This window comes from Mesorhizobium shangrilense (assembly GCF_040537815.1).
Classification (GTDB): Bacteria; Pseudomonadota; Alphaproteobacteria; order Rhizobiales; family Rhizobiaceae; genus Mesorhizobium; species Mesorhizobium shangrilense.
Genome location: NZ_JBEWSZ010000017.1, coordinates 1 through 23,583, shown reverse-complemented (window position 1 = coordinate 23,583; position 23,583 = coordinate 1). Strand labels below are relative to the sequence as shown.

Sequence of the window (23,583 nt, the reverse complement as noted above, 5' to 3'; positions counted from 1 at the left end):
CCTGCCTCAAGTGACGCCAACGCCACGGCGGGGGCCGCGACATAGCGGTGATGGTTTTTGAAGGACCGACGAAACCGGCTCAATGGATCATAACCGTCTTGGCGCGGCCAAGTTCTGCTAGTAGGGCGCTTGGAGAACGTTCATCGAGATGTACACCGTCTTCATTTCGCTGAAATGATTTATCGCGAGCTTGGAATTCTCGCGGCCGACGCCGGAAAGTTTTGAGCCGCCGAATGGCGCTTCAGCCGGCGCGAGATTATAGGTGTTGACATAACAGGTGCCCGCCTCGAATCCCTTTGCCACACGATGGGCGCGCGTGAGTTCCTTGGTGAACACCCCAGCAGCCAGGCCAAACTCGGTGGCGTTAGCGCGTGTTACGACCTCTTCTTCGGTGTCGAAATCCAGCACCGACATCACAGGACCAAATATCTCCTCGCGAGCTATAGACATCCCGTCGGTTACTTCAGCGAAAACCGTGGGTTCGAGGTAGAATCCTGGTCTATCCAACTGTCTTCCGCCGCAGACAAGCCGCGCACCTTCTTCGCGTCCCTTAGCGATGTAGGATTTGACGATCTTCATCTGGCGTTCGCTGATCATCGGTCCAAAATTCACCTCTGGGTCCATGGGGTCGCCGACTTTTGCGTTCGCTACTCTTGCCAAAAGCCGCTCGAGAAATGCCGACTTGATTCCTTTCTGCACAAACACACGGGTGCCATTGGAGCAGATTTGTCCCGAGGAATAGAAGTTTCCGATAATGGCGCCGCTCACTGCGCTGTCGAGATCTGCATCATCAAAGACAATCAAAGGCGACTTGCCACCAAGTTCCATTGTGACATGCTTCATTCCCCCAGCCGCAGCGGCATAGACCTTGCGGCCGGTAGAGAGAGAGCCCGTCAGGGACACCTTCGCAACACGGTCGTCGGCCACGAGTGCTGCGCCGACGTCACCGTAGCCCTGGACAACATTGAACACACCATTCGGAACTCCAGCCTCGCGGAATATCTCAGCCAGTTTGAGAGCAGAAAGTGGCGTTGTCTCCGACGGTTTGAATATCATGGCATTGCCACAGGCAAGCGCTGGCGCGGCTTTGGCGCATGCTATCTGGGTCGGGTAGTTCCACGCACCAATACCCACGCAAACGCCGAGCGGCTCGCGGACTGTGTAGGCAAAGTCTCCGTTTGGGAGCGGAATATGTTCGCCCGTGAGAGTGCCAGCCAATCCACCAAAGTATTCCAACAAATCCGCTCCGGCACTGGCGTCAGCTACCGTGGTTTCCTGGATCGGTTTACCCGTGTCGTGGGTTTCGAGCACCGACAGGTCGTAGTTGCGTATGCGGATGATATCTGCGGCCCGGCGCAGAATTCGCCCGCGTTCTACCCCACTCATAGCCGCCCATTGTTTCTGAGCCACCTTCGCGGACGACAGAGCTTGCTCCACAATTCGTGGCGTTGCGGAATGCAGTTGCGCAATCACCTCACCGGTTGCCGGGTAGATAACATCTATCGCTGTGCCGGTCGCATCCTCTGTATATAAGCCGTTGATGAAATGACTGGCGACGGGTTGAAACTTCACTGCAATCCTCCTTAGCAATCATCCAGCAGCCGGCGGGCTTTTTTGATCTCAGCACTGCGCGGCTCCGCGCCGGCACCTTCTCAATGCCGGGGTAGCTCGAAAATATGTCCCGGGACGCTGAGATGTTCAGCATACCTTGCAGCGACGAGCATCAGATCTCACTGATAGAACTCACCCAGGCTCGATTTGTATCGTTGATGGATCCACCACGGAGGGCTTACTGCCCGAATTCCGTTCTTTGGTACGTGGCGTTACATAAATCAACTGCCCCCGACTGGCGCCGAGAGCAGCTCACGACAGCGTTGACTATATCACTCGAGGCCTTCGTAACGCGATCTTGCGTTGCTCAAAGCCACCTTTAGGCCTTTCTCGATCGTGTCTTTCGTCAGCTCGGCGTATTCAGGCACCGGCTGCACACTCATAATTGGGACCAATTCAAGATAATAGTCGGTAGCCGTCCTGAGACCCTGCAGCTCATAGACCTTGTTCAAATAGGATTTGTGAATCCGCTGCATGTCCCGCGGGATTCGAGCCATGAGCGTAGCCTTCCGTCGAGTGACCTCTTCCAATTCCTCGGGGGCCACTACCTGTGTGACGAGCCCCATCTCTTTAGCTTCGGCGGCCGAAACCTCCCGGCCCGTAAGCAGAAGCTCCTTCGCCGTTTTCATGTTAACAAGCCAGGGCATGAACATGCAATGGGCCGTCAGGCCGTAGCGCACCTCGCTATAGCCCAACATTGTGTCCGAAGTGACAATAGACACGTCACAGAAGAGCGAAAGTTCGAAGCCTTTGCCGATGGCGTATTTGTGCACCGAAGCGATAACCGGCTTAGTGACGATCCACGGAGTCGTGAAATCTTCGAACTGCTTGATGTATTTGAGGCGATAATCGTAGATCGATGACCTGTCATCAGTGGCATCCTCTTCAAGGTCATGGCCGGCACAAAAACCACGGCCAGCGCCACGGATCACTATCACGTTGACGCCATCATCCCTATCGGCGCGAAGCAGACCCGCCTTTAGCTCAGCGATCAGCCGCTCACTCATAGCGTTAGCTTTTTCCGGCCGGTTGAGCGTCAACCAGCAGACGCGCTCCGCATCCACTTCATACAAGAGATTCTGGTATTCAGTCGTCTCAGGCGTGATGTGGTCCATCAGTTTCTCCCCTTGGAGTTTGGTTGGGTATCTTGTTTTCAGCTCGCAGCTCTGCCGCAGTGAAACGGTCATGCCCGAGCATAATTGCAGCGGGCTGAACTTAAACCAGCGATAGCACGAGTTTCGGCATGCGAACTGCGCAAAAAAGTAACCTGCCTAGTGACTTTGTTTCGGCTGTCTGCCGTTCACTTCTCGCCTATAAAAGCCGCATCTAAGCTGAATTTGGAGCCAGGCAGATGTCGTTCAAAGGCATTATTCCGCCCGTGACCACGCCGTTTCATGCGGACGGATCGATCGACCGCGACGGCTTCTGCGTCATGGTCGAGCATCTGATGTCGTCGGGCGTGCATGGCATCATCATCGGTGGCACGACCGGCGAATACTACGCCCAATCACGGGATGAACGCATCGGCCTGCTGAAGCTTGCCAAAACCGTTGTCAAGGGGAAGGTGCCACTGATCGCCGGCGTCGGCGCGATCCGCACGGAGGACTGTGTCGAATATGCGTTGGTCGCTAAGGACCTCAAGTACGACGGCATTCTGATTGGATCGCCGTACTATGCTGTGCCCACTCAGCTCGAACTCGCGAACCACGCTCTTGCGATCGACAAGGCCGTCGATCTGCCGGTGATGCTCTACAACTATCCGGGCCGCACCGGCACGATGATGGATCTCGAATTCCTGGACCGGGTTGGGCGCAGCACCAATTTCTGCGCCATCAAGGAGTCCAGCGGCAGCATGAATCAGCTGCACGCCCTGGCGCGTGACTATCCGCACATAGATCTGTTCTGCGGCATGGATGACCAGGCGCTCGAGTTCTTCGCCTGGGGCGCAAAGGGCTGGGTTTGCGGTGCCGGCAATTGCCTGCCCACGGAGCACCTCGCTCTCTATGAAGCTTGTGTCGTCGAGAAGGACTTCACCAAGGGCCGCCAGATCATGTCGGCGCTGCTGCCGTTGATGAGGGTTCTCGAGCATGGCGGCAAGTTCGTGCAGAGCATCAAGTTCGGCTGCGAACTGGCTGGGTTACCGGCTGGGCCCGTGCGTCGTCCGATGCGTGCGCTCGACGACGAACAGAAGCGGGAACTCGAGACGACGATCCGCACGCTTAAAGCCGTCATCGCGTCAATCACCGCAAAATCCCAAAAGAGGTCATCCGAAAATGTCGTCGCTATTAACGCGTGATGAGTACCAGAACCTAGTAGACAGCCTGCCTCTGCCTACCAACGCTGTGATCGACGGCAAGGCGCGGGCGGCACAATCCGGGGACACTTTCGAGACGATCAATCCCGCGTCGGGGCAGATCATCGCCAGGATCGCTTCCTGTGGCGAGGCCGACGTCGATCTTGCTGTCGAGAAGGCGAGGCTAGTGTTTGAAACCGGCGCTTGGTCGCGCGCGCATCCGAGCGAACGAAAGCGCGTGTTGCGCCGCCTCGTGAAGCTGATGAAGCGCAACGCCCATGAGCTAGCGGTTCTTGAGACGCTGGAAAGCGGCAAGCCGATCTACGATGTCGAAACGATCGATATCCCCGAAGCATTGCATTGCCTGGAATGGCACGCGGAAGCTACCGACAAGCTTTACGGCCAAACATCGCCTTCGGGCGATGACGTCGTGTCGCTGATCGTGCGCCAGCCATTAGGCGTGGTCGCCTGCGTCCTGCCCTGGAATTTTCCAATCCTGATGCTGGCCTGGAAGATCGGTCCGGCGCTCGCGACCGGCAATTCGGTCATCGTCAAGCCGGCCGAGCAAACCAACATGTCGACGCTGAGGGTTGCCGAGTTGGCGCATGAGGCTGGACTACCGCCAGGTGTCCTGCAGATCGTCACCGGTCCCGGCGAAATCACCGGCAAGGCGCTCGGCATGCATCCCGATATCGACATGGTGGCGTTCACCGGGTCCACCGATATCGGCCGAAAATTCCTGGAATATTCAGCCAAGTCCAACCTCAAGCGCATCGTGCTCGAATGCGGTGGCAAGAACCCATGTATCGTGCTCGACGACGCCGAAAACCTGGATGTGGTCGCGCAGCATGTCACCCAGGCCGTCTTCTGGAACATGGGCGAGAACTGCTCGTCCAATTCCCGCCTGATCGTGCATGAAAAGATCAAGGACCGCTTGGTTGAGGCGGTGGTGCACAAGCTGAAGGAATGGCCTTTAGGGGAGCCCCTCGACCCGGGTAACCGACTCGGCGCTATCGTGTCGAAGGAACAGTTCGACCGGATCATGGGCTACATCAAGAAGGGACGGGCGGAAGGCGCCAGGATCGTGACCGGTGGCAACGCCCATAAGCACGGCAAAGGCTATTTTATCGAGCCGACGGTGTTCGACGATGTCACATCCAGCATGACGATTGCCCGGGAAGAAATTTTCGGTCCGGTGCTGTCGGTCATCAAGGTCGCCAACGCCGACGAGGCGGTTCGGGTCGCCAACGATACGCCATACGGGCTCGCAGCCTCGATCTTCACCGCTAATCTCGGCAAGGCGCATCGCATCGCGCGCGACATCCGCGCCGGGACGGTGACCATCAATTGCTACGGCGAAGGAGACATCACGACGCCTTTCGGCGGGTTTAAGCTCTCTGGCTTCGGTGGTCGTGACAAATCTTTGCATGCCCACGACCAGTATACAGAACTTAAGACAATCTGGGCAGACATCTCCGATCCCAAGATCGCGCGCGCCGTAGACTAACGGGGGATTTCTGATGAGCGTACATAAGGCTGTCCGCACGCCTGCGGACCTGCCCGTATCGGGATGGTACGCTCTTTTGCCGCCTCCCAAGGCGCCTGAGGTGCTGCGCGGCCGCCACGAGGCCGACTGGGTCATTGTCGGGGGCGGCTTCGCTGGCCTCGCGGCCGCGCGGCGCCTTTCACAATTATTACCGAACGATCGTATTGTTGTGGTCGACGCCCAGCGTATCGGCTGGGGTGCGGCGGGACGAAATTCCGGATTCATGATTGACCTGCCACACGAGTTGGGTGGCAAAAACTATGGCGGTCGTCGAGAACACGATCTGCAACAAATTCGGATGAACCGCGCTGCGATAGAATTCTCTGGCGCGGCTGCCGAGGAATTTGGACTGCAACCCTATTTCGTAAGAGCTGGCAAGCTTCACGGGGCGGCGACAGATCATGGCCTTCGCTCACTCCGCGAATTCGAAGGCCATCTTGTTGGGCTTGCGGAGGATTTCAGAAGTCTCGATGCAGCTGACATGAAGCGCATTACCGGAACTGATTTCTTCATCGGTGGAACATTCACGCCGGGTACGGTGATGGCCCAACCGGCCGGGTTCGTTCGGGGATTGGCCGCCGGACTTGCCGGGCGCGTCAAGATTTTCGAAAAATCGCCCGTGACCGGAATTCGAACCGGGAAGGAGCATTCCATCCAGACGGCGGAGGGCGAGGTCGTCGCGCCGCGAATGATCCTCACGGTCAACGGACATTTGGAGAGCTTTGGGTTTTTCAAGCAACGGCTGCTGCATGTATTCACATACGCCAGCATGACACGCACGCTTTCGGACCAAGAAAAGCGGACACTTGGCGGCGAGATGGAATGGGGACTCATTCCGGCCGACCCGATGGGGTCGACAATCAGGCGGGTGGGCGATCGCATTGTTGTCCGCAACACGTTTACCTACAACCCATCGATGACGACGAGCAACGGTCAGATGCAAAGGATCGGGCACAGGCACGATCGCTCGTTCAAGGCGCGCTTCCCAATGCTGAACGGCGTCGAAATGGAATATCGCTGGGGCGGTCACCTATGCCTGTCGCTCAACTCGGCGCCTGCGTTTGGCGAGATTGAGGATCGAGTCTACGCGGCTGGATGCTGCAATGGACTCGGTACAGTCAAGGGTACGCTCTACGGAATGCTGGTCGCAGATTTGGCGGTCGGCACAGGAGAACCGATGGTAGCCGACGCCTTGCAAGAACCGACACCAAGTAAGCTATATCCCCAGCCATTTATGGCAATCGGAGCGCCCTTGCGACTTTGGAACATGCAAAGGCGTGCGGGGCGCGAGCTCTAGCAATCAAGTTTCTCGCTCTTGGACCGCGATCTCTCTCAACCATTTTCGCAAGAGCTCGGCAGCAGGGGACAGCGTCCGGTTGTCATTCCAGCTGAGATAATAACCCCCCGGAGCAGGCAGTTCGAGGTCGGTGATCCTGACCAATTTTCCGTCTTTTATCAGCGGTAGCACCAGACGGTGCCAACCTACGGCAACGCCTTGGTCGGCTTGAGCGGCCTGCAGCGTCACGGAAAATTTGCCAAATCTGCGGCCACGAGGCGTTCCGTGACGAATCGCGGCGCGTCGGAATACCTCGTCCCACCCAGTCCAATCCGGATCTACCCAGTTGACGTGCAGGAGGGGAAGCTCGGGCAGCGATTCAGCTGTGGCATCCCGGTGCTCCTGCGCGAAGCCGGGCCCGCAAACCGGATAGATTGTGTCGCCAAATAGCAGTTCGGTGCTTTCGTCCGGCCATGAACCGAATCCGTAGCGGATTCGCAACTCGACCTCGGCGCGCCTGTAGTCGCGCGAATTGTCGGAGATTAGGTGGTCGACCGCGATTTCGGGATACCGGTTCCAGAATTCCGGCATACGCGGTATCAGCCACATCGATGCGATGCCATCTGAACAGGCGATCGTTACGTTCTTGGAGCGATCACCGCGTTTGATGCTTCTGACAACCTCGGACGCCCTAGAAAAGCCGCTGGCCAGGACGGCGTAGAGATCCTCGCCAGCACTGGTGAGCATGACCCCGGTTCCAAGCCGTACGAAGAGAGGAACGCCAATCTCGTCCTCGATGGCTTTGATCTGCCGGCTGACAGCCCCCGGCGTGACATTAAGCTCGGAGGCCGCGAGCTTGAACGAGAGATGCCTTGCCGACGCCTCGAACACTGCAAGAGTGGTCAGGGACGGGAGATCATAATAGCGACGAACCATAAGACAGCACCCTAAGTGACCGCCCGCCATCCGGACAGCTCTTTAGTCAACACCGGGGTGAGACTTTTGCATTAGGTCAAATCGCTCGCATTAAGCAATAGTCGCGCTGAGGGCGCTCTCTCAATGCCCTGCTTTTCTTTCGTTTTTGGAGACCAGCATGACTGCTGAAGCAAGGGCTTCGCGAAGAGGCGGGCGGGACGCGCGGCGAACGATTAGAACCGCGCCCAATTTCGAAATGCTGCCAACGCTAAAACGCGGCTTGCCGGTTGTGGAGCCGATGGATGCAGAGCAGGTAGAGCGCATCCACGAGGCCTCTCTTGCGATCCTTGAAGAAGTGGGGGTCGTTTTCCGCGATCCGATCGCGATCGAGGACTGGAAGAGAGCCGGAGCAGATGTCCGTGCTAATGACCGTGTTCATCTCGACCGCGGCCTGGTTATGGAGCTCATCAAGACAATTCCCCCCAAGATCGAATATTTCGCACGGGACCCCTCGAAGAATGTCGAACTCGGAGGCGGCAAGTCGATCTTCGTGCCGATGACCGGCGCGCCCTACATGCGCGACCTGGATGACGTGAGGCGCGGCCCGACGATCGCGGACCTTGGGACCTTCCACAAGCTGGCGCACATGATGCCGGCGCTGCATTCATCGGCGCACCACATTGTCGAGCCGATGGACATCGTCGTCGCGCATCGGCATCTGCACATCACCTATTCGTCGATGAAGCATTCCGACAAGATCTTCATGGGCATGACCACCTCGCCCAAGAATGCCGAGGACGTGCTCGACATGTGCGAAGTCCTCTTCGGGGAGGGATTCCTCGAGACCCATGCGGTCACGACTGGCAATTGCAATGGCAATTCGCCGCTCGTGTGGGACCAAGTTATGCTCGGCGCCATGCGTGCGTTTTGCCGGCGCAATCAGCCGGTGCTGTGCTCGCCCTTCGTTCTCGGCGGAGCGAATACCCCGGCCTCGACTGCCGCGGCAGTGGCGCAGCTCAATGCCGAGGCGCTTTCGGCACTCGCCTATACCCAGGTGATCCGAAAAGGCTGCCCGGCCATCTACGGGCATTACCTGTCGACGGTCTCGATGCAGTCCGGTGCCCCAATGGCTGGAACGCCCGAGATATCGTTGATGAACTTCATGATCGGCCAAATGGCGCGACGTTATAACGTGCCGTGGCGCACCTCTAACTTGCTTGGTGGCGCCAAAATCTTCGACGCTCAGTCGGGCTACGAAAGCGCCATGACCATGATGGCGGTGCTAATGTCGGGGGCAAACTATATCTGGCACTCGGCAGGCTGGAACGAAGCCGGTATGCACTGCTCAATCGCGAAATTCGTGGTCGACGCGGAGGTCTGTGATATGGGCTACCGCATGACCAAGGGCATCCAGTGGGATGATTTCGACGAAGCTCTGGCAGCGATTCGTGACGTTGGCCCTGGCGGCCACTACCTCGGCCATCCGCACACCCAGGCCAACTTTGAACGCGCATTTTTCATGCCAAAGCTCTTCGATAACAATTCGATTGAGCAGTGGAAAGCCGATGGCTCGAAGGATATAAAGCAGCGCGCCCTCGAACACGCCAGACATCTTTTGGGAGAATATCAGGAACCCAAGCTGGACCAGGCTAAGGATGAAGAACTGCGAGAATACATCGATCGCCGCTCGCGCGAGATTCCAGCCGTCGACGCGCTAAATGACGAATATTGAGGCCACCGATGCGAATAGAGACAATCAACGTCTACAAATGCCTGCTTCCGGTGAAGGGCGGCAGCTACCGGATGGCAAGCGACACCGTCCAGCAACTTGACAGCACACTCGTTGAGATCGTTACCGACGACGGCTCTAAAGGGTGGGGAGAGACCTGCCCCGTCGGTCCGGTCTATCAACCCCACCACGCACTTGGCGCGCGCGCGGCAATCGAAGAGATCGCACCCGGTCTGATTGGCCAAGAGGTGTCCTCGATCCGACTGCTCGCCAAGGCAATGGACGAACGGCTGAACGGTCACGGCTATGCCAAGGCTGCCTTTGACATTGCATTGCTGGATCTGCTCGGCCAGCGTCTCGGGGTACCCGTGTCGACTCTGCTCGGCGGCGCTCTTACCGACCGGGTACCGTCATACTATTCGACCATCGTTGGCTCTCCTGAAGAAACCGCTCGCATAGCTGCCGACAAGGTCAAATCAGGATATCCGCGCCTGCAGATTAAGATTGGCGGGCGGGATCTCGAACAGGATGTCGCAACGATCCATAAGGTTTGGGAGGCCGTTGGCTACAAAGCGAGAATTGCGGTCGACGGCAACCGCGGCCTGACCGTAGCCGCCGCTATCCACCTCGATCGACTTTGCCAGTCCATTCCCTTCGCGTTCGAACAGCCGTGCAACACAATGGAAGAGGTCGCCAGTCTCAAAGGAAGGCTCACGCATCCTGTATATCTCGATGAAAACACTGAAGATTTGAACGCTGTCCTTCGAGCGATTTCCTCGGGCATCGCTGATGGGTTTGGGTTGAAGGTCACGCGTCTTGGCGGCCTCACGAAGATGACCACTGTGCGAGACATGTGTGCGATCCGATCTCTTCCGCACACCTGCGATGACGCGTGGGGCGGCGATGTTATTGCAGCAGCTTGCGTCCATCTCGCCTCGACAGTCGAGCCACGGCGGTTTGAAGGCGCATGGATTGCCCAGGAGTACATCGACGGGCACTATGACCCCGAGAACTCAATAGTGATAAGAGATGGGCATATTGCCGTGCCCCAGCGGCCCGGGCTCGGTGTTCAGCCCGAGGCGAAGACGTTGGGTGTACCGATTGCAACATACGGACGCTGATGAACGCTCCGGCTACAATCCAGGCGGTGAATCCTACAGAGCGGCCGAATGATCTGTCGCTCGATCAACCGCTGAATATCGCCGTTCTAGTACTGCCAGGATTCTCGCACCTTGCGCTTCACGCTTACCTCGAGCCGTTTCGGATAGCGAATGCGTTAGCGAAGGCATCTTTGTTTCGCTGGCAGATTGCAGGGCTAGACAACAAGGCCGTTTATGGTGCGAACAACATTGCAATTTCTGTCGACGTCACCACTGAAACCTTGAGCGCTACCAATGCGCACCTCAACCAACTCGTAATCATCGCGGGCGAGCAGGTTGATCAGCAGCATACGCCCCAGTTGCACGCGTTCCTACGACGCATGGCAAGGCGGGGCATTTTCATATCGGCACTGGGCACTGCGACGTGGCTTCTGGCCGAAACTGGCCTACTGGCCGACACGCCTTGCACAATCCATTGGTCGAGACTTGCTGCTTTCTCAGAGGTGTTCCGCAAGCCGCGCATAAGAGAAACACTCTTTGTAAAAGATGGACAATATTCCACCTGTGCCGGTGAACTGGCTGCTTTCGACCTGGCTGTGGACCTTATTGCCAGCCAAGCCGGCGTAACTATCGCGCAAGAAGTCTGCCGACATGCAATTGTCGACGGACAGCGCTCCGGCTCAAACCGCCAGACCGCCCCATCCGGGCTTTCGTACGCCAACGTCAGCGAAAAGCTTGTTGCCGCCGTTCAGACCATGGAAGCAAACCTTGATAACCCGCTCTCGATGGATGTGGTGGCAAAGCGCGCCGGTCTCTCAAGGCGTCAACTCGAACGACTTTTTCTCACACACGTTGGCGTCTCGCCAGCCAAGCATTATCTGAAAATGAGACTCGATCACGCCAAGAGGTTAATCGAGGGCACACGGATGCCATTAATCGACGTTGCCATTGCGTGCGGCTTCATTTCGTCATCGCATTTCTCGAAGTGTTTCAAGGTCATCCATGGCAAAACTCCCCAGCAATGCCGCATGGAGGTGCCAGCTTGGGTAGGACCGGGTCTAGGCTAAATGGCCGAGTCTCCGTTCGCATTTCCCTGTGGATCCGTGTCACTCCACGGCGACAACCCTACCCTGCAGGTCTCGGCCCTTCTTGGGACGGGCCTTTTCGCACGATCCCGTATACTCTTAAAAGACCGCAGATGAACCTCCCGAAAAATCTAAAGGAAATCCTCGCATCGTGGCCATTCGGCTTGACGACGATCTGCTGCGCACCTTTGTCGCTGTAGCTGACTTTGAGAACTTCACCCGCGCCGCGGCTGCTCTGGGTCGAACACAGTCGGCCGTCAGCATACGGGTGAAGCGACTGGAAGAACTCGCTGGCACTCCATTGTTCGTACGCGGTTCCCGCGGCGTAACCTTGACGTGCCTGGGAAGCGAACTTCTTAAGGGCGCACGGCGAGTTGTTGATCTCCTTCAGAAGACGGAAGCATCTTTCGCCGTTAAGCCATTAGGCGGACACGTCCGCATAGGGATTCCCGAGGAATATGGGACCACCATTCTGTCTGGCACACTCCGCACTTTTGCCAACACACACCCTAACGTTGAGATCACAATCCGAAACGGCAAATCTAGCGCGCTGAAAGAGGCACTTGAACGGGGCGATTTGGACCTGGCAGTGGCGTTCGAATGGGAAACGAGGACACACGGAGAGGTATTGATGTTTGACCCCATCGTGTGGGTGACATCTGACAGGCACGATCTGCATAGACAGTCACCCATTCCGGTAGCACTCTATGAGAGCTGCGGCTGGTGCTCCGAATTCGCTCACCGAGCGTTACAAACCCACGGGCGAGCCTACCGCGTTGCTTACAGAAGCGACAGTAGTGCCGGCTTGCAATTCGCGGTGGCCTCGGGACTGGCTATTGCCCCGCTGCCGCGCAACAACATTCCTGGCGATTGTCGCGAGCTAACCCTGGTCGACGGTTTTGTCGGCAACGATTCGTCCAATCTCGCAATGCATCTGTGTGGAGATGTGGCCGAAGAAGCCGTCAATGCTGTAGCTGATGCCCTCCGTGAGGCATTCACGACCGGTGCCCGCGTCGCAACCCGACCGCGAAGACCGGCGAAATAGCCGTGCCGTTCTTCGTTGATGGCAAGCCGACTCTCACGGACATCATTTCAAATCGTCAGCTATCCCTCCGGCGCTAGTGCGGTCTTCCTGCCTTCAAAGAAGGCATAGGGGCCAGAAGCGGAGCAAAGTGCATGACGGGACGATGTGGATTTGAGTTCGCTCCCCAACCGCTTCCTGGAAGGTTGCAGTTACAAGCACGAGGCTATCGCCTTGATATGATCTCGTTTGCCTGTATTGTGATCCAGTAGCGTGGCAGCGTTCCGTGCCGTTCAACAACGCTCAGCTCAAACCGCCCTCGACGCCGGGTCTCAACACGCCTAAGGGGGTAAATCATACCAGCGCCGCCGATTGCGCGCCCTCATAGTGGACCACGTGTTTATTGGAATATTGGAACGCCGCCTTCCGCCAAGTTCCTCGACGCGCCGCGAAGACATTTCTGTTTTCTGAACCCGCTCCTCGCAGGTCAATAGGCGACAACAGTCGTATGCTCTGTTCAGGCGCCGCCGCCCTGTTAATTCCCGGCGCTCTTCATCCGCCGGGAGCCGATGGCCTTATCTAGCCAGCCGACCTCCATCTCAGGAACGGAAGACAGCAGAAGTTCAGTATAAGGATCGAAAGGTGGGCTAAGAACCTGGGTTTTTGCCCCGTAGCGGACCACTTGCCCGCGATACATCACCGAGATCGAATCGGCGATCGATTTCACCGTTGCGAGATCGTGGGTAATTAAGAGATAGGCTACCCCCTCCTCCTTCTGCAAGTGCAGCAAGAGCTTCAAGATTCCGTTGGCAACCAATGGGTCGAGAGCCGAAGTCACCTCGTCGCAGATGATCAGCTTCGGCTTTGCCGCAAGCGCCCGCGCGATGCAAACGCGCTGCTTTTGTCCGCCCGACAGCTCTGCCGGATACCGGTTCGCCAGGCTCTTGCCCATTTCGATCTTGTCAAGCAGTTCGGCCACGCGATGGTCGCGCCCCGCACCGTTGATACCGAAATAGAATTCGAGCGGCCGCCCGATGATCGTCGCCACGCTCTGGCGCGGATTCATCGCGGTGTCCGCCATTTGATAGATCATCTGAAGTTGCTGAAGGTCATCCTTCGATCGCTCGGCCAACCGACGGGGAAGGTCGCGCCCGTCGAACTGGATGCTGCCTGCCAAAGGCGGCAGCAACCCAGTGATCACCCGCGCCAGCGTCGATTTACCCGAGCCCGATTCGCCGACCACGGCGAGCGTCTGTCCAGTATGAAGGTCCAGGGAAACATCGCGTAAGACCTTGATTGCTCCGTCGCCGTAACCTGCTGTCAGGCCTTTGACTGACAGCACAGGCGCCGTGCCGCAGTCCTTCTGCTCGTGATCGATGTGATGCACTGAAACGAGGGCTCGCGTGTATTGCTCGTGCGGCTGGTTGATGATCTGCTGCGTCATTCCCCGCTCTACGAGCTTGCCGTTGCGCAGCACCATGATCTCGTCCGCGACCTGCGCCACCACCGCCAAGTCGTGGGTGATGTAAAGTGCCGCGACCCCGGTGTCACGGATGGCGTCCCGGATCGCGGCCAGCACGTCAATTTGTGTAGTGACGTCGAGCGCTGTGGTTGGCTCGTCGAAGACAATGAGGTCAGGCTCCGAGCAGAGCGCCATGGCCGTCATGACGCGCTGCAACTGACCGCCCGAAACCTGATGGGGGAAACGTTTGCCGATGTTTTCGGGGTCAGGAAGGCCAAGCTTCATAAATAGAGCAATCGCCCGCTTCTCAGCTTCTGTCCGCGTTGCCATGCCATGTAGAAGTGCCGCCTCCACCACCTGGTCCATCAGCCGGTGGGCTGGGTTGAATGCGGCGGCGGCCGACTGCGCAACATAGCAGACCTCGCGGCCCCGGAGTTTGCGCATGCCCTTTGCGCCGACCTTCAGAATGTCACGGCCGTTAAGGATGACCTCGCCGCCAGTTATTTTGACCCCGCCGCGACCATAACCCATGCTGGCCAGACCTATGGTGGACTTGCCGGCGCCCGATTCGCCAATCAGACCCAAAACCCTGCCCCGTTTCAGCGTCAGCGAAACGTCGTGGACGAGAACTACGTTCTTTGGGCTCTCGCCCGGTGGGTAGACCGTCGCCTCAATCCGAAGGTTGCGTATGTTGAGCAACGTGTCGGGCTTCCCCGGTGGACTGGCTTGCACGACCGTGGAGAGCGTCACTTCACCCGGCTTGTCCGGCAATGAGAGATCATTTGACATTTGCAGGGGTCCGCTCTGTTGATGCCCGTCGCCGGCCGTTTTTTGATTTTGGTCGGTTCAAGAAGCCCGACACCGCACTGGGTGCGACATTCCATTGCATAATCGCATCAAACTTCCCGGCTAACCGATTTTGCACCATGACCAACAAGCCCGACGTCTCGTCGAGCGCCGTCCAGCCACCATTGTGACTTGGTGTACGGTACATCTTTGCCGTATCCGTCGGATAGAGCGATTGGACCTACGGGGCACGCCTTCCCGCCCACATGCTCTTTGGTCAAAGGCCAGATCGGGCGGTTCGAGAACGCCCGTTACAAGCCCAGAATCGAGTGATGTAGGTCGAAGGAGCCGAGATCTGTCGCAAGCACGTGGAAATGGCAGCAGATGGCACCTTCCGGCCACCTCACTCTCAATCAGCAAAGCGTGTATGGCAGTTCGCTGCGTCGGTTGTGATCGACTGTAATCGTGCTCTTGAGCGGCGGGATGGCGCGTTGAATGCAATCCAGGCGCGCACAAATGCGGCATGAAACGCCGATGGGCTCGAACGCTGAGCTGTTGCCAAAATCCAGCCGGTCTGCGTAGACGAAATCGCCCGCATCGGAGATCTCGCATCCGAGCGCGATCGCGTAGCGTCGATGAGGAGAGCCAAATCCACCGTCTGCTTTAGTGATTTCTGTGGCGATACTGAGATAACGCACGCCGTCTGGCGTCTCGGCCAGCTGGCAATGCATGCGGCCTGGGGTTTCGAATGCCTGATGAGCGTTCCACAAAGGGCAAGCTGCACCGTAGCGCGCAAACTGCAACTTCGATGCGCTATGGCGCTTCGTAATGTTGCCCGCGCGATCGATACGCGCGAAGAAGACCGCAACGCCTTTCAACCCAGATCTTTGCAAAGTCGAGAGGCGATGAGCCACCTGCTCGAGGCTGGCGCCGAAGCGCACCGCGAGAAGATGAAGGTCATGTCGCAACTCCTTCGCTGTGAGCAGAAAGGACTGGTACGGCAACATCAGCGCACAGGCAAAATAGTTCTGCAGCCCGATCCTGCCTATCTCTGCCGCTTCGACAGTACGGAAGCGCGCTCGCTCAATGATCGCATCGATTTCTGCCCGTTGCTCCAAGGCGCCGATCTGGAATGCCATCTGAAAACTGCGCGTCGGCGCAGGTGAGTATGAGTTCAGGTACAGCACGCGCGCTGACGCGTCGAAGCGCCTGATTACCCGCTCGCCGTTTCCGGCACGCGCAATGCGAACGTGATGATGCTTTTCCAGGTGATCTGCCAACGCCGTACCGACATCTCGATCCGATACGCCTAATCCTTTCGCCAGATGCTCGGCCGCCCGGTCAAGCTCATCGATGTAGTTGTCAACAAAATGAAAGAAGTCCCGCACTTCCTCGTAGGGGGACGGCTCGGCAAAAGCATTGGTCCGGATAAGCTGGTCGTCGAAGCTGGCAAGCTGCTCGCTATTTCTGCGATAAGCCTGATGACAGGTGATCAGCGCATGAGCGAAAGACGGTGCGTTTTGGGCAACGAGCTTGAGTTCCTGAAATCCGGCTGAAACGCCGCCGAACACGGGGTCAGCAAGTGTCTCGCTCAGTGCAGAGAGCAGCCGGTCGGCGTCACTGCCGCCGATCGAAGCGATATCGACGTTGAATTTCTCGGCCAGCGCAAGAAGCACTGCGGCTGAGACCGGTCGCTGGTTGTTTTCGATCTGGTTCAGATAGCTGGTCGAAATCCCTAGGCGCTCGGCGAATACCGCCTGGGTGGCCTTGCTGGCCTCCCGTAGTTCGCGCACGCGGCGCCCAATGAAAAGCTTAGAATACGCCATTTGCAAGTTCGCAGTTTGCTATTTGCAACTTCATACATTTGGCATTCGCGCCCGGTCAATCCTTTTCCGTTCATTGCCGGCCAACTAATGAGAAGCTCATTTCTGCGGGAGGTGCTCATGCGATTGCCCAGCGAAGCAAGACCGAGTTCAATGCAAGGCCGGCTTGCCGCGACGCTTTTGCCGACGGCTTGGACCCTGGTCGCACCAAGGGCGGGACGCTGATGCGAGCCGTTCTCGAACAACTCGAGGTCCGTCGTGCGCAGGCCCGCATGGGCGGAGGGCAGAAGCGTGTCGATGCCCAGCACGCGAAAGGCAAGCTGACCGCCCGAGAGCGCCTCGTGGTGCTTCTCGATGAAGGCTCCTTCGAAGAATACGACATGTATGTCACCCATCGTGCAACAGACTTCGGCATGGACGCCCAGAAAGTTGCCGGGGATGGCGTGGTCACAGGCTGGGGTACGATCAACGGCCGGCTCGTTTACGTCTTCTCTCAGGACTTCACGGTGCTTGGCGGATCGCTGTCCGAGACGCACGCTCAGAAGATCTGCAAAATCATGGACATGGCGTTGCGCAATGGGGCGCCGGTGATCGGCCTCAACGATTCCGGCGGCGCGCGCATCCAAGAGGGCGTCGCCTCACTTGCCGGCTACGCCGATGTCTTCAAGCGCAATGTCGATGCTTCTGGCGTCATTCCGCAGATTTCGGTGATCATGGGCCCGTGCGCCGGCGGCGCGGTCTATTCCCCGGCCATGACCGACTTCATCTTCATGGTTCGGGATTCCTCCTACATGTTTGTGACCGGCCCCGATGTGGTGAAGACGGTGACGAACGAGATCGTGACCGCGGAGGAACTCGGCGGCGCGGCAACTCACACGCAAAGGTCGTCTGTTGCTGACGGGGCTTTCGAAAACGATATCGAGGCGTTGGAAGAGGTCCGGCGCCTCTTTGACTTCCTGCCATTGAACAATCGGGAAAAGCCGCCGGTGCGGCCGTTTTATGATGATCCCGAGCGGATCGAGTTGCGCCTCGATACACTGGTGCCGGAGAGTGCCAATAGGTCTTACGACATGAAAGAGTTGATCCTTGCTATTGCCGACGAAGGCGACTTCTTCGAGCTTCAGGTCGCCTTCGCTCGCAACATCATCACCGGTTTTCTGCGCATCGAGGGCAGAACCGTGGGGTTGGTGGCCAACCAGCCGATGATGCTGGCCGGATGCCTCGACATTGATTCCTCCCGCAAGGCGGCGCGTTTTGTTCGCTTCTGCAACGCCTTCGACATCCCGATCCTAACGCTCGTCGACGTGCCAGGTTTCCTGCCGGGCACCGCCCAGGAATATGGCGGCGTCATCAAGCACGGCGCCAAGCTGCTGTTTGCCTATTCCCAGGCGACCGTACCGATGGTCACGTTGATCACGCGCAAGGCTTATGGCGGCGCCTACGACGTGATGGCGTCAAAACATATCGGCGCGGACATCAACTACGCCTGGCCGACCGCCGAAATCGCGGTGATGGGCGCAAAGGGCGCTACCGAGATCCTCTATCGGTCCGAACTCGGCGATCCCGAGAGGCTGGCGGCTCGTACCAAGGAATACGAGCAGCGTTTCGCCAATCCCTTCATTGCCGCCGAGCGCGGCTTCATCGACGAGGTGATCATGCCACATTCCTCACGCAAGCGGATCGCGCGTGCCTTTGCCACTTTGCGTGGCAAGAGCGTCGAGACGCGATGGAAGAAGCACGACACCATTCCGCTTTGAGTGCGCTAAAAATGTTCAAGAAGATCCTGATTGCCAATCGTGGCGAGATCGCCTGCCGGGTGATCAAAACGGCGCACAGGCTTGGCATAGCCACCGTTGCCGTCTATTCCGACGCTGACCGCGACGCCTTGCACGTCCGGCAAGCCGATGAAGCGGTCCACATCGGTCCCGCCGCCTCAGCCCAGTCCTATCTTCGCATTGCAAACATTCTCGATGCCATCGCCGCTACGGGCGCTGATGCGGTTCATCCGGGCTACGGTTTCCTGTCTGAGAATTCGAATTTCGCCGACGCGCTCAAAGCCAAGGGCATCGCTTTCATCGGGCCCTCCCCCGTCGCCATCGAGGCGATGGGCGACAAGATCACGTCGAAAAAGATCGCGGCATCCGCCGGCGTCTCCACTGTGCCCGGCCACATGGCTCTGATCGAGGATGCAGAGGAAGCGGTGCGCATCGCCGCTGAGATCGGCTTTCCTGTCATGATCAAGGCATCCGCCGGCGGGGGCGGCAAGGGTATGCGCATTGCCTGGAACGAGGTCGGGGCGCGCGAAGGATTTCACTCCTCGCGAAACGAGGCGAAGAACGCCTTTGGCGACGACCGTATCTTCATCGAGAAATTCGTTACCGAGCCACGTCACATTGAAATCCAGGTGCTCGGCGATCAGTACGGCAATATCGTCTACCTCGGTGAGCGGGAATGCTCGATCCAGCGCCGCAACCAGAAGATCATCGAGGAAGCGCCATCACCATTCATCGACGAAGCAACCCGGCATGCGATGGGGAAGCAGGCCGTCGCTCTTGCCAAGGCGGTCGGCTACCACTCGGCAGGTACCGTTGAATTCATCGTCGATCGCGACCGCAACTTCTACTTCCTCGAAATGAACACGCGACTTCAGGTCGAGCACCCGGTCACCGAACTTGTAACCGGCATCGATCTGGTCGAGGAAATGATCCGCATCGCCGCCGGCGAAAAGCTGCGCTTTGGCCAAGAGGATGTGAGGCTGAACGGCTGGGCGGTCGAAAGCCGGCTCTACGCCGAAGACCCGTATCGCAATTTCCTGCCCTCGATCGGTCGTCTGACACGCTACCGGCCGCCGGCCGAAGGTGCGGATGCGGACGGCTCACTCATCCGCAACGATACCGGTGTGGTCGAGGGGTCGGAAATCTCGATGCACTATGATCCCATGATCGCCAAGCTCTGCGCCTGGGCGCCCGACCGGCTGGGCGCAATCAACGCCATGGGCGCGGCGTTGGATAATTTCGAAGTGGAAGGCATCGGCCATAACCTGCCGTTTCTCGCTGCTGTCATGGACTATCCCCGGTTTCGCGAGGGGCGGCTGACCACAGCCTTTATCGCTGAGGAGTTTCCGGACGGCTTCGCAGGTGTGTCCCCAACCGATGCGGATGAGCGCAAGCTCGCGGCGCTCGCGGCACACATCAACTGGAAACTCCAGCACCGCAATGTCCTGATCTCCGGGGCGATGGACAATCATCGTCGCAAAGTCTCCAGCGATTGGATCGTCACGCTTGGCAACCATGCCTTTCCGGTCGCCGTGTGCGACCACGAAAACGGAACCGCGGTGTCATTCGATGACGGCTCGGTCCTGAGCGTTGCAAGCGACTGGCTGCCGGGACGGCCCCTCGCGCACTTTCAAATCAGCGCCGAAAGCATCTCGATCAAAACGTCCCGGTCAGGAACCGGCTACCGACTGCGCTGGCGCGGAATGGATGTTGTTGCCCATGTACGCAGCCCACCTATCGCCGAACTCGCGCGGTTGATGCCGAAGAAGCAGCCGCCGGACACCTCCAAGCTGCTGCTCTGCCCGATGCCTGGCGTGCTCACCGCGATTGCCGTTGGCGAGGGCGATGCGGTGGAGGCTGGCCAGATTCTTGCAACGGTGGAAGCGATGAAAATGGAGAACGTGCTGCGCGCCGAGCGCAAGGGCTCGGTGAAGCACATCGCCGGGACTGCCGGCATGAACATGGCCGTCGATGAACTGATCATGGAATTTAACTAAGGGTAGGACAAATGGCCGACCGCGTAGCCTACGAGGACTGGCGAAAACTCACCGAGCACGAAGTCAAGGCGTCGCCCGACACCTTGGTCTGGAATACGCCGGAAGGCATTGCGATCAAGGCGCTCTACACCGAGGCTGATCTGGATACAGCCGGCCACCTCGGCACGCTGCCCGGGATAAAACCGTTCCTGCGCGGGCCCCGCGCGACCATGTATGCCGGCAGGCCGTGGACGATCCGGCAATATGCTGGCTTTTCGACGGCGGAGGAGTCGAACGCCTTCTACCGCAAGGCGCTTGCTGCGGGCCAGCAGGGCGTGTCAGTTGCGTTCGATCTCGCCACGCATCGCGGCTATGACAGCGACCACCCGCGTGTCGTCGGCGATGTCGGCAAGGCGGGTGTAGCCATCGATTCCGTTGAGGACATGAAGGTCCTGTTCGAGTGCATATCGCTCAAGGACATTTCCGTCTCCATGACCATGAACGGCGCGGTCATCCCGATCCTCGCCTGCTTCATCGTCGCCGGCGAGGAGCAGGGCTGCTCGCACGCCGAGCTTTCCGGGACCATCCAGAACGACATCCTGAAGGAGTTCATGGTCCGCAACACCTACATCTACCCGCCCGAACCCTCGATGCGGATCGTCGCCGACATCATCGAGTACACTGCAAAGGAGATGCCGAAGTTCAACTCGATCTCCATCTCCGGCTATCATATGCAGGAGGCGGGCGCGACGCTGGTGCAGGAACTCGCCTTCACCCTGGCCGACGGGCGTGAATATGTGCGTGCGGCGTTGAAGCAGGGCCTCGACGTCGACGATTTTGCCGGACGGCTCTCGTTCTTCTTTGCGATTGGGATGAATTTCTTCATGGAAGCCGCCAAGCTGCGGGCGGCGCGACTTCTGTGGTCGCGTATCATGGAAGAGTTCCAGCCGAAGAAGCCTTCATCGCTGATGCTGCGCACGCACTGCCAGACATCGGGCGTGTCGCTGCAGGAGCAGGACCCCTACAACAACATCGTGCGCACCGCTTATGAGGCGCTCGCCGCGGTTCTCGGTGGCACGCAGTCACTCCACACCAACTCGTTCGATGAGGCGATCGCACTGCCGACTGAGTTTTCGGCGCGCATTGCGCGCAACACTCAACTCATCCTCCAGCACGAGACCGGCGTGACCAAGGTCGTCGATCCGCTGGCCGGCTCCTATTACGTCGAAAGCCTGACCGCCGAACTTGCTGACAAGGCGTGGGCGCTCATCGAGGAAATCGAGGCCATCGGCGGCATGACCAAGGCCGTCATCGACGGTTTGCCAAAACGCCTAATCGAGACGGCGGCGACCCAACGCCAGGCGGCGATCGATCTCGGTGACGAGGTGATCGTCGGCGTCAACACGTACCGGCTGGAGAACGAGGCCCCGATCGAGGTTCTTGAGATAGACAATGCCGCGGTGCGAGAGGCGCAGATTCGCCGTATCGAACGAACAAAGCGTCAGCGCGATCCCAAGCGCGTCGACGCAGCCCTTGCCGCGCTTGGTGAGACCGCGGCCAGCGGCAAGGGCAACATTCTCGAAGCGGCGGTTGAAGCTGCGCGCGCTCGCGCGACGGTGGGGGAGATTTCCGATGTCTTGCGCCGCGCTTTCGGGGATCACGCGGCCGTTCCCGAGGTGATTACGGAGGTCTACGGAGCCGCCTTCCAGAATGAGCCGGAATACCAAACGCTGGCGTCGCGCATCAAGGACGTTTCCGTCTCGCTCGGCAGACGCCCGAAGCTGATGGTGGCCAAGCTCGGTCAGGATGGCCACGACCGCGGCGCCAAAGTGATCGCATCGGCCTTCGGCGATCTCGGTTTCGACGTGGTCGCCGGTCCGCTTTTCCAAACACCGGAAGAAGCAGCAAGCATGGCCGTGGCCTCTGAGGTTCATGTCGTCGGCGCATCCTCGCTCGCGGCCGGACACAAAACCCTTCTGCCGCAGCTGATCGAGGCACTGAAGGCGAGAGGCGCCGAAAACATCCTCGTGGTGTGCGGTGGCGTGGTGCCGCGCCAGGATTATCAGTTCCTGATGGACCATGGGGTCGCCGCCGTGTTCGGCCCGGGAACGCATGTCGTGGATGCCGCGCGTGCGGTTATCGATCTCATCGAAGGTAAGCGCCGCAATCAATGAACGGTCTTAACTTTCCAGGTTTCGGTGCGCTCGACGGAGCGCCCATGCTCGGAAAAAATGTCGTGCCAAGCCGCAACGATATCGCGAAATTGCCGAGGCGGCTGACCTCAGATTGCCGCAGGGACCGGACATGGGACTGAATGCTTCGGTCCAAGCGTCGAATCTCGTTGCGATCGGCCGGCTGACATATGGCGCGACGACACATTGGCCCGCGATTTCGATTTGGGCTGAAAGGATGGCCGCGAGCTATAAACGGCGGCGGGGCGACCCGGGGATGAGGAAGAACATGACGTTCGTTTCGCACGTAGATGAATCGGCGCCAGCGCCGGAAGTTGGATATGCAAGAGCGGGCGGTTTGTGGACGCAGGCCGAAGCCCGCGCACTCTCCGAGGCACCCTTCAACGACCTGCTGTTCCTAGCCCAAACGATTCATCGCCAGAATTTCGATCCCAACAAAGTCCAGCTCAGCCGGCTTCTCAGCATCAAGACAGGCGGCTGCCCGGAGGATTGCGGCTATTGCAGTCAATCGGCGCATCACGAAACCGGCCTGAAGGCGTCGAAACTGATGGAGGTCAGGCGCGTCATTGCCGAAGCGACCAAGGCGCGTGACGCCGGCGCCACCCGCTATTGCATGGGTGCGGCCTGGCGAAATCCCAAGGCGCGCGACATGAATGCGGTCGTGGCGATGGTCGAAGGCGTCAAGGCGCTGGGCATGGAGACCTGCATGACCCTCGGCATGATCGACCTTGAGCAGGCAGCCCGGCTGAAACAGGCTGGTCTCGACTATTACAACCACAACATCGATACGTCGGAACGCTACTACAGTGAGATCATCAGCACGCGGAGCTTTGCCGACCGGCTGGAAACGCTCGAGCATGTACGCCAATCCGGCATCAAGGTCTGCTGCGGCGGCATTGTCGGCATGGGCGAAGAGCCGGCGGACCGGATCGACATGCTGGTCACCTTGGCCAACCTGCCGGAGCATCCGGAAAGCGTTCCGATCAACATGCT

At 58.7% G+C, this 23,583-nt stretch carries 16 protein-coding genes; 11 read left to right on the top strand and 5 right to left on the bottom strand.

Features of this window, described 5'->3' with window-relative positions:
• Positions 1–117 precede the first annotated feature (117 nt).
• Both betB and ABVQ20_RS39415 read right to left on the bottom strand, forming a co-directional pair.
• Positions 118–1,572: a betaine-aldehyde dehydrogenase gene (gene betB / locus ABVQ20_RS39420; RefSeq protein WP_354465190.1), complete on the bottom strand. Its 1,455-nt coding sequence runs from the start codon at positions 1,570–1,572 to the stop codon at positions 118–120.
• A gap of 311 nt (positions 1,573–1,883) precedes the next feature.
• Positions 1,884–2,726 (bottom strand): enoyl-CoA hydratase/isomerase family protein, encoded by an 843-nt coding sequence (locus ABVQ20_RS39415; protein ID WP_354465188.1) that lies wholly within the window; start codon positions 2,724–2,726, stop codon positions 1,884–1,886.
• Positions 2,727–2,962: 236 nt separating this feature from the next.
• Between ABVQ20_RS39415 and ABVQ20_RS39410 the strand changes: the two genes are divergently transcribed.
• Genes ABVQ20_RS39410 through ABVQ20_RS39400 form a run of 3 tightly spaced genes read left to right on the top strand, consistent with a single transcriptional unit; the run spans position 2,963 to position 6,747 of the window.
• Positions 2,963–3,907: a dihydrodipicolinate synthase family protein gene (locus ABVQ20_RS39410; protein WP_354465187.1), complete on the top strand. Its 945-nt coding sequence runs from the start codon at positions 2,963–2,965 to the stop codon at positions 3,905–3,907.
• On the top strand, positions 3,885–5,411 hold the full coding sequence (locus ABVQ20_RS39405; protein ID WP_354465185.1) for an aldehyde dehydrogenase: 1,527 nt from the start codon (positions 3,885–3,887) through the stop codon (positions 5,409–5,411). Before ABVQ20_RS39410 ends, ABVQ20_RS39405 begins: the two co-directional genes overlap by 23 nt.
• Positions 5,412–5,424: 13 nt before the next feature.
• Complete coding sequence (locus ABVQ20_RS39400) at positions 5,425–6,747, top strand: NAD(P)/FAD-dependent oxidoreductase (protein WP_354465184.1); 1,323 nt, start codon at positions 5,425–5,427, stop codon at positions 6,745–6,747.
• 3 nt (positions 6,748–6,750) lie between these two features.
• Here ABVQ20_RS39400 and ABVQ20_RS39395 read toward each other — a convergent pair whose 3' ends face one another.
• The gene (locus ABVQ20_RS39395) at positions 6,751–7,662 is read right to left on the bottom strand and encodes a LysR substrate-binding domain-containing protein (protein WP_354465183.1); all 912 of its coding nucleotides are present in this window, start codon (positions 7,660–7,662) and stop codon (positions 6,751–6,753) included.
• Between the two features lie 157 nt (positions 7,663–7,819).
• Here ABVQ20_RS39395 and ABVQ20_RS39390 point away from each other — a divergent pair, with 157 nt between their 5' ends.
• The 4 genes from ABVQ20_RS39390 (at position 7,820) to ABVQ20_RS39375 (ending at position 12,600) form a co-directional block, all read left to right on the top strand.
• Entirely contained in the window at positions 7,820–9,373 is a 1,554-nt protein-coding gene (locus ABVQ20_RS39390; RefSeq protein WP_354465181.1) for a trimethylamine methyltransferase family protein, read from the top strand.
• 8 nt (positions 9,374–9,381) lie between these two features.
• Positions 9,382–10,491 (top strand): mandelate racemase/muconate lactonizing enzyme family protein, encoded by a 1,110-nt coding sequence (locus ABVQ20_RS39385; RefSeq protein WP_354465180.1) that lies wholly within the window; start codon positions 9,382–9,384, stop codon positions 10,489–10,491.
• On the top strand, positions 10,491–11,537 hold the full coding sequence (locus ABVQ20_RS39380) for a GlxA family transcriptional regulator (RefSeq protein ID WP_354465179.1): 1,047 nt from the start codon (positions 10,491–10,493) through the stop codon (positions 11,535–11,537). Before ABVQ20_RS39385 ends, ABVQ20_RS39380 begins: the two co-directional genes overlap by 1 nt.
• Before the next feature lie 169 nt (positions 11,538–11,706).
• A complete protein-coding gene (locus tag ABVQ20_RS39375) occupies positions 11,707–12,600 on the top strand; it encodes a LysR family transcriptional regulator (protein WP_354465178.1) in 894 nt (297 codons plus the stop codon).
• A 511-nt stretch (positions 12,601–13,111) separates the two neighbouring features.
• On the opposite strand, the gene ABVQ20_RS39370 is transcribed toward ABVQ20_RS39375, so the two are convergent.
• Positions 13,112–14,827 carry an ABC transporter ATP-binding protein gene (locus tag ABVQ20_RS39370; RefSeq protein ID WP_354465177.1) on the bottom strand — a complete coding sequence of 572 codons (1,716 nt, stop codon included), beginning with the start codon at positions 14,825–14,827 and terminating at the stop codon, positions 13,112–13,114.
• 410 nt (positions 14,828–15,237) lie between these two features.
• The gene (locus ABVQ20_RS39365; RefSeq protein ID WP_354465176.1) at positions 15,238–16,650 is read right to left on the bottom strand and encodes a helix-turn-helix domain-containing protein; all 1,413 of its coding nucleotides are present in this window, start codon (positions 16,648–16,650) and stop codon (positions 15,238–15,240) included.
• Positions 16,651–16,871: 221 nt separating this feature from the next.
• On the opposite strand from ABVQ20_RS39365, the gene ABVQ20_RS39360 reads away from it, so the two are divergent.
• From ABVQ20_RS39360 to bioB, 4 genes are all read left to right on the top strand, one after another.
• Complete coding sequence (locus tag ABVQ20_RS39360; RefSeq protein ID WP_354465175.1) at positions 16,872–18,404, top strand: acyl-CoA carboxylase subunit beta; 1,533 nt, start codon at positions 16,872–16,874, stop codon at positions 18,402–18,404.
• Positions 18,405–18,415: 11 nt separating this feature from the next.
• A complete protein-coding gene (locus tag ABVQ20_RS39355; RefSeq protein WP_354465174.1) occupies positions 18,416–20,419 on the top strand; it encodes an acetyl-CoA carboxylase biotin carboxylase subunit in 2,004 nt (667 codons plus the stop codon).
• Positions 20,420–20,430: 11 nt separating this feature from the next.
• Entirely contained in the window at positions 20,431–22,572 is a 2,142-nt protein-coding gene (scpA, locus tag ABVQ20_RS39350) for a methylmalonyl-CoA mutase (RefSeq protein ID WP_354465173.1), read from the top strand.
• A gap of 355 nt (positions 22,573–22,927) precedes the next feature.
• A partial coding sequence (gene bioB, locus ABVQ20_RS39345) for a biotin synthase BioB (RefSeq protein ID WP_354465204.1) occupies positions 22,928–23,583 on the top strand: 656 nt, incomplete at its 3' end.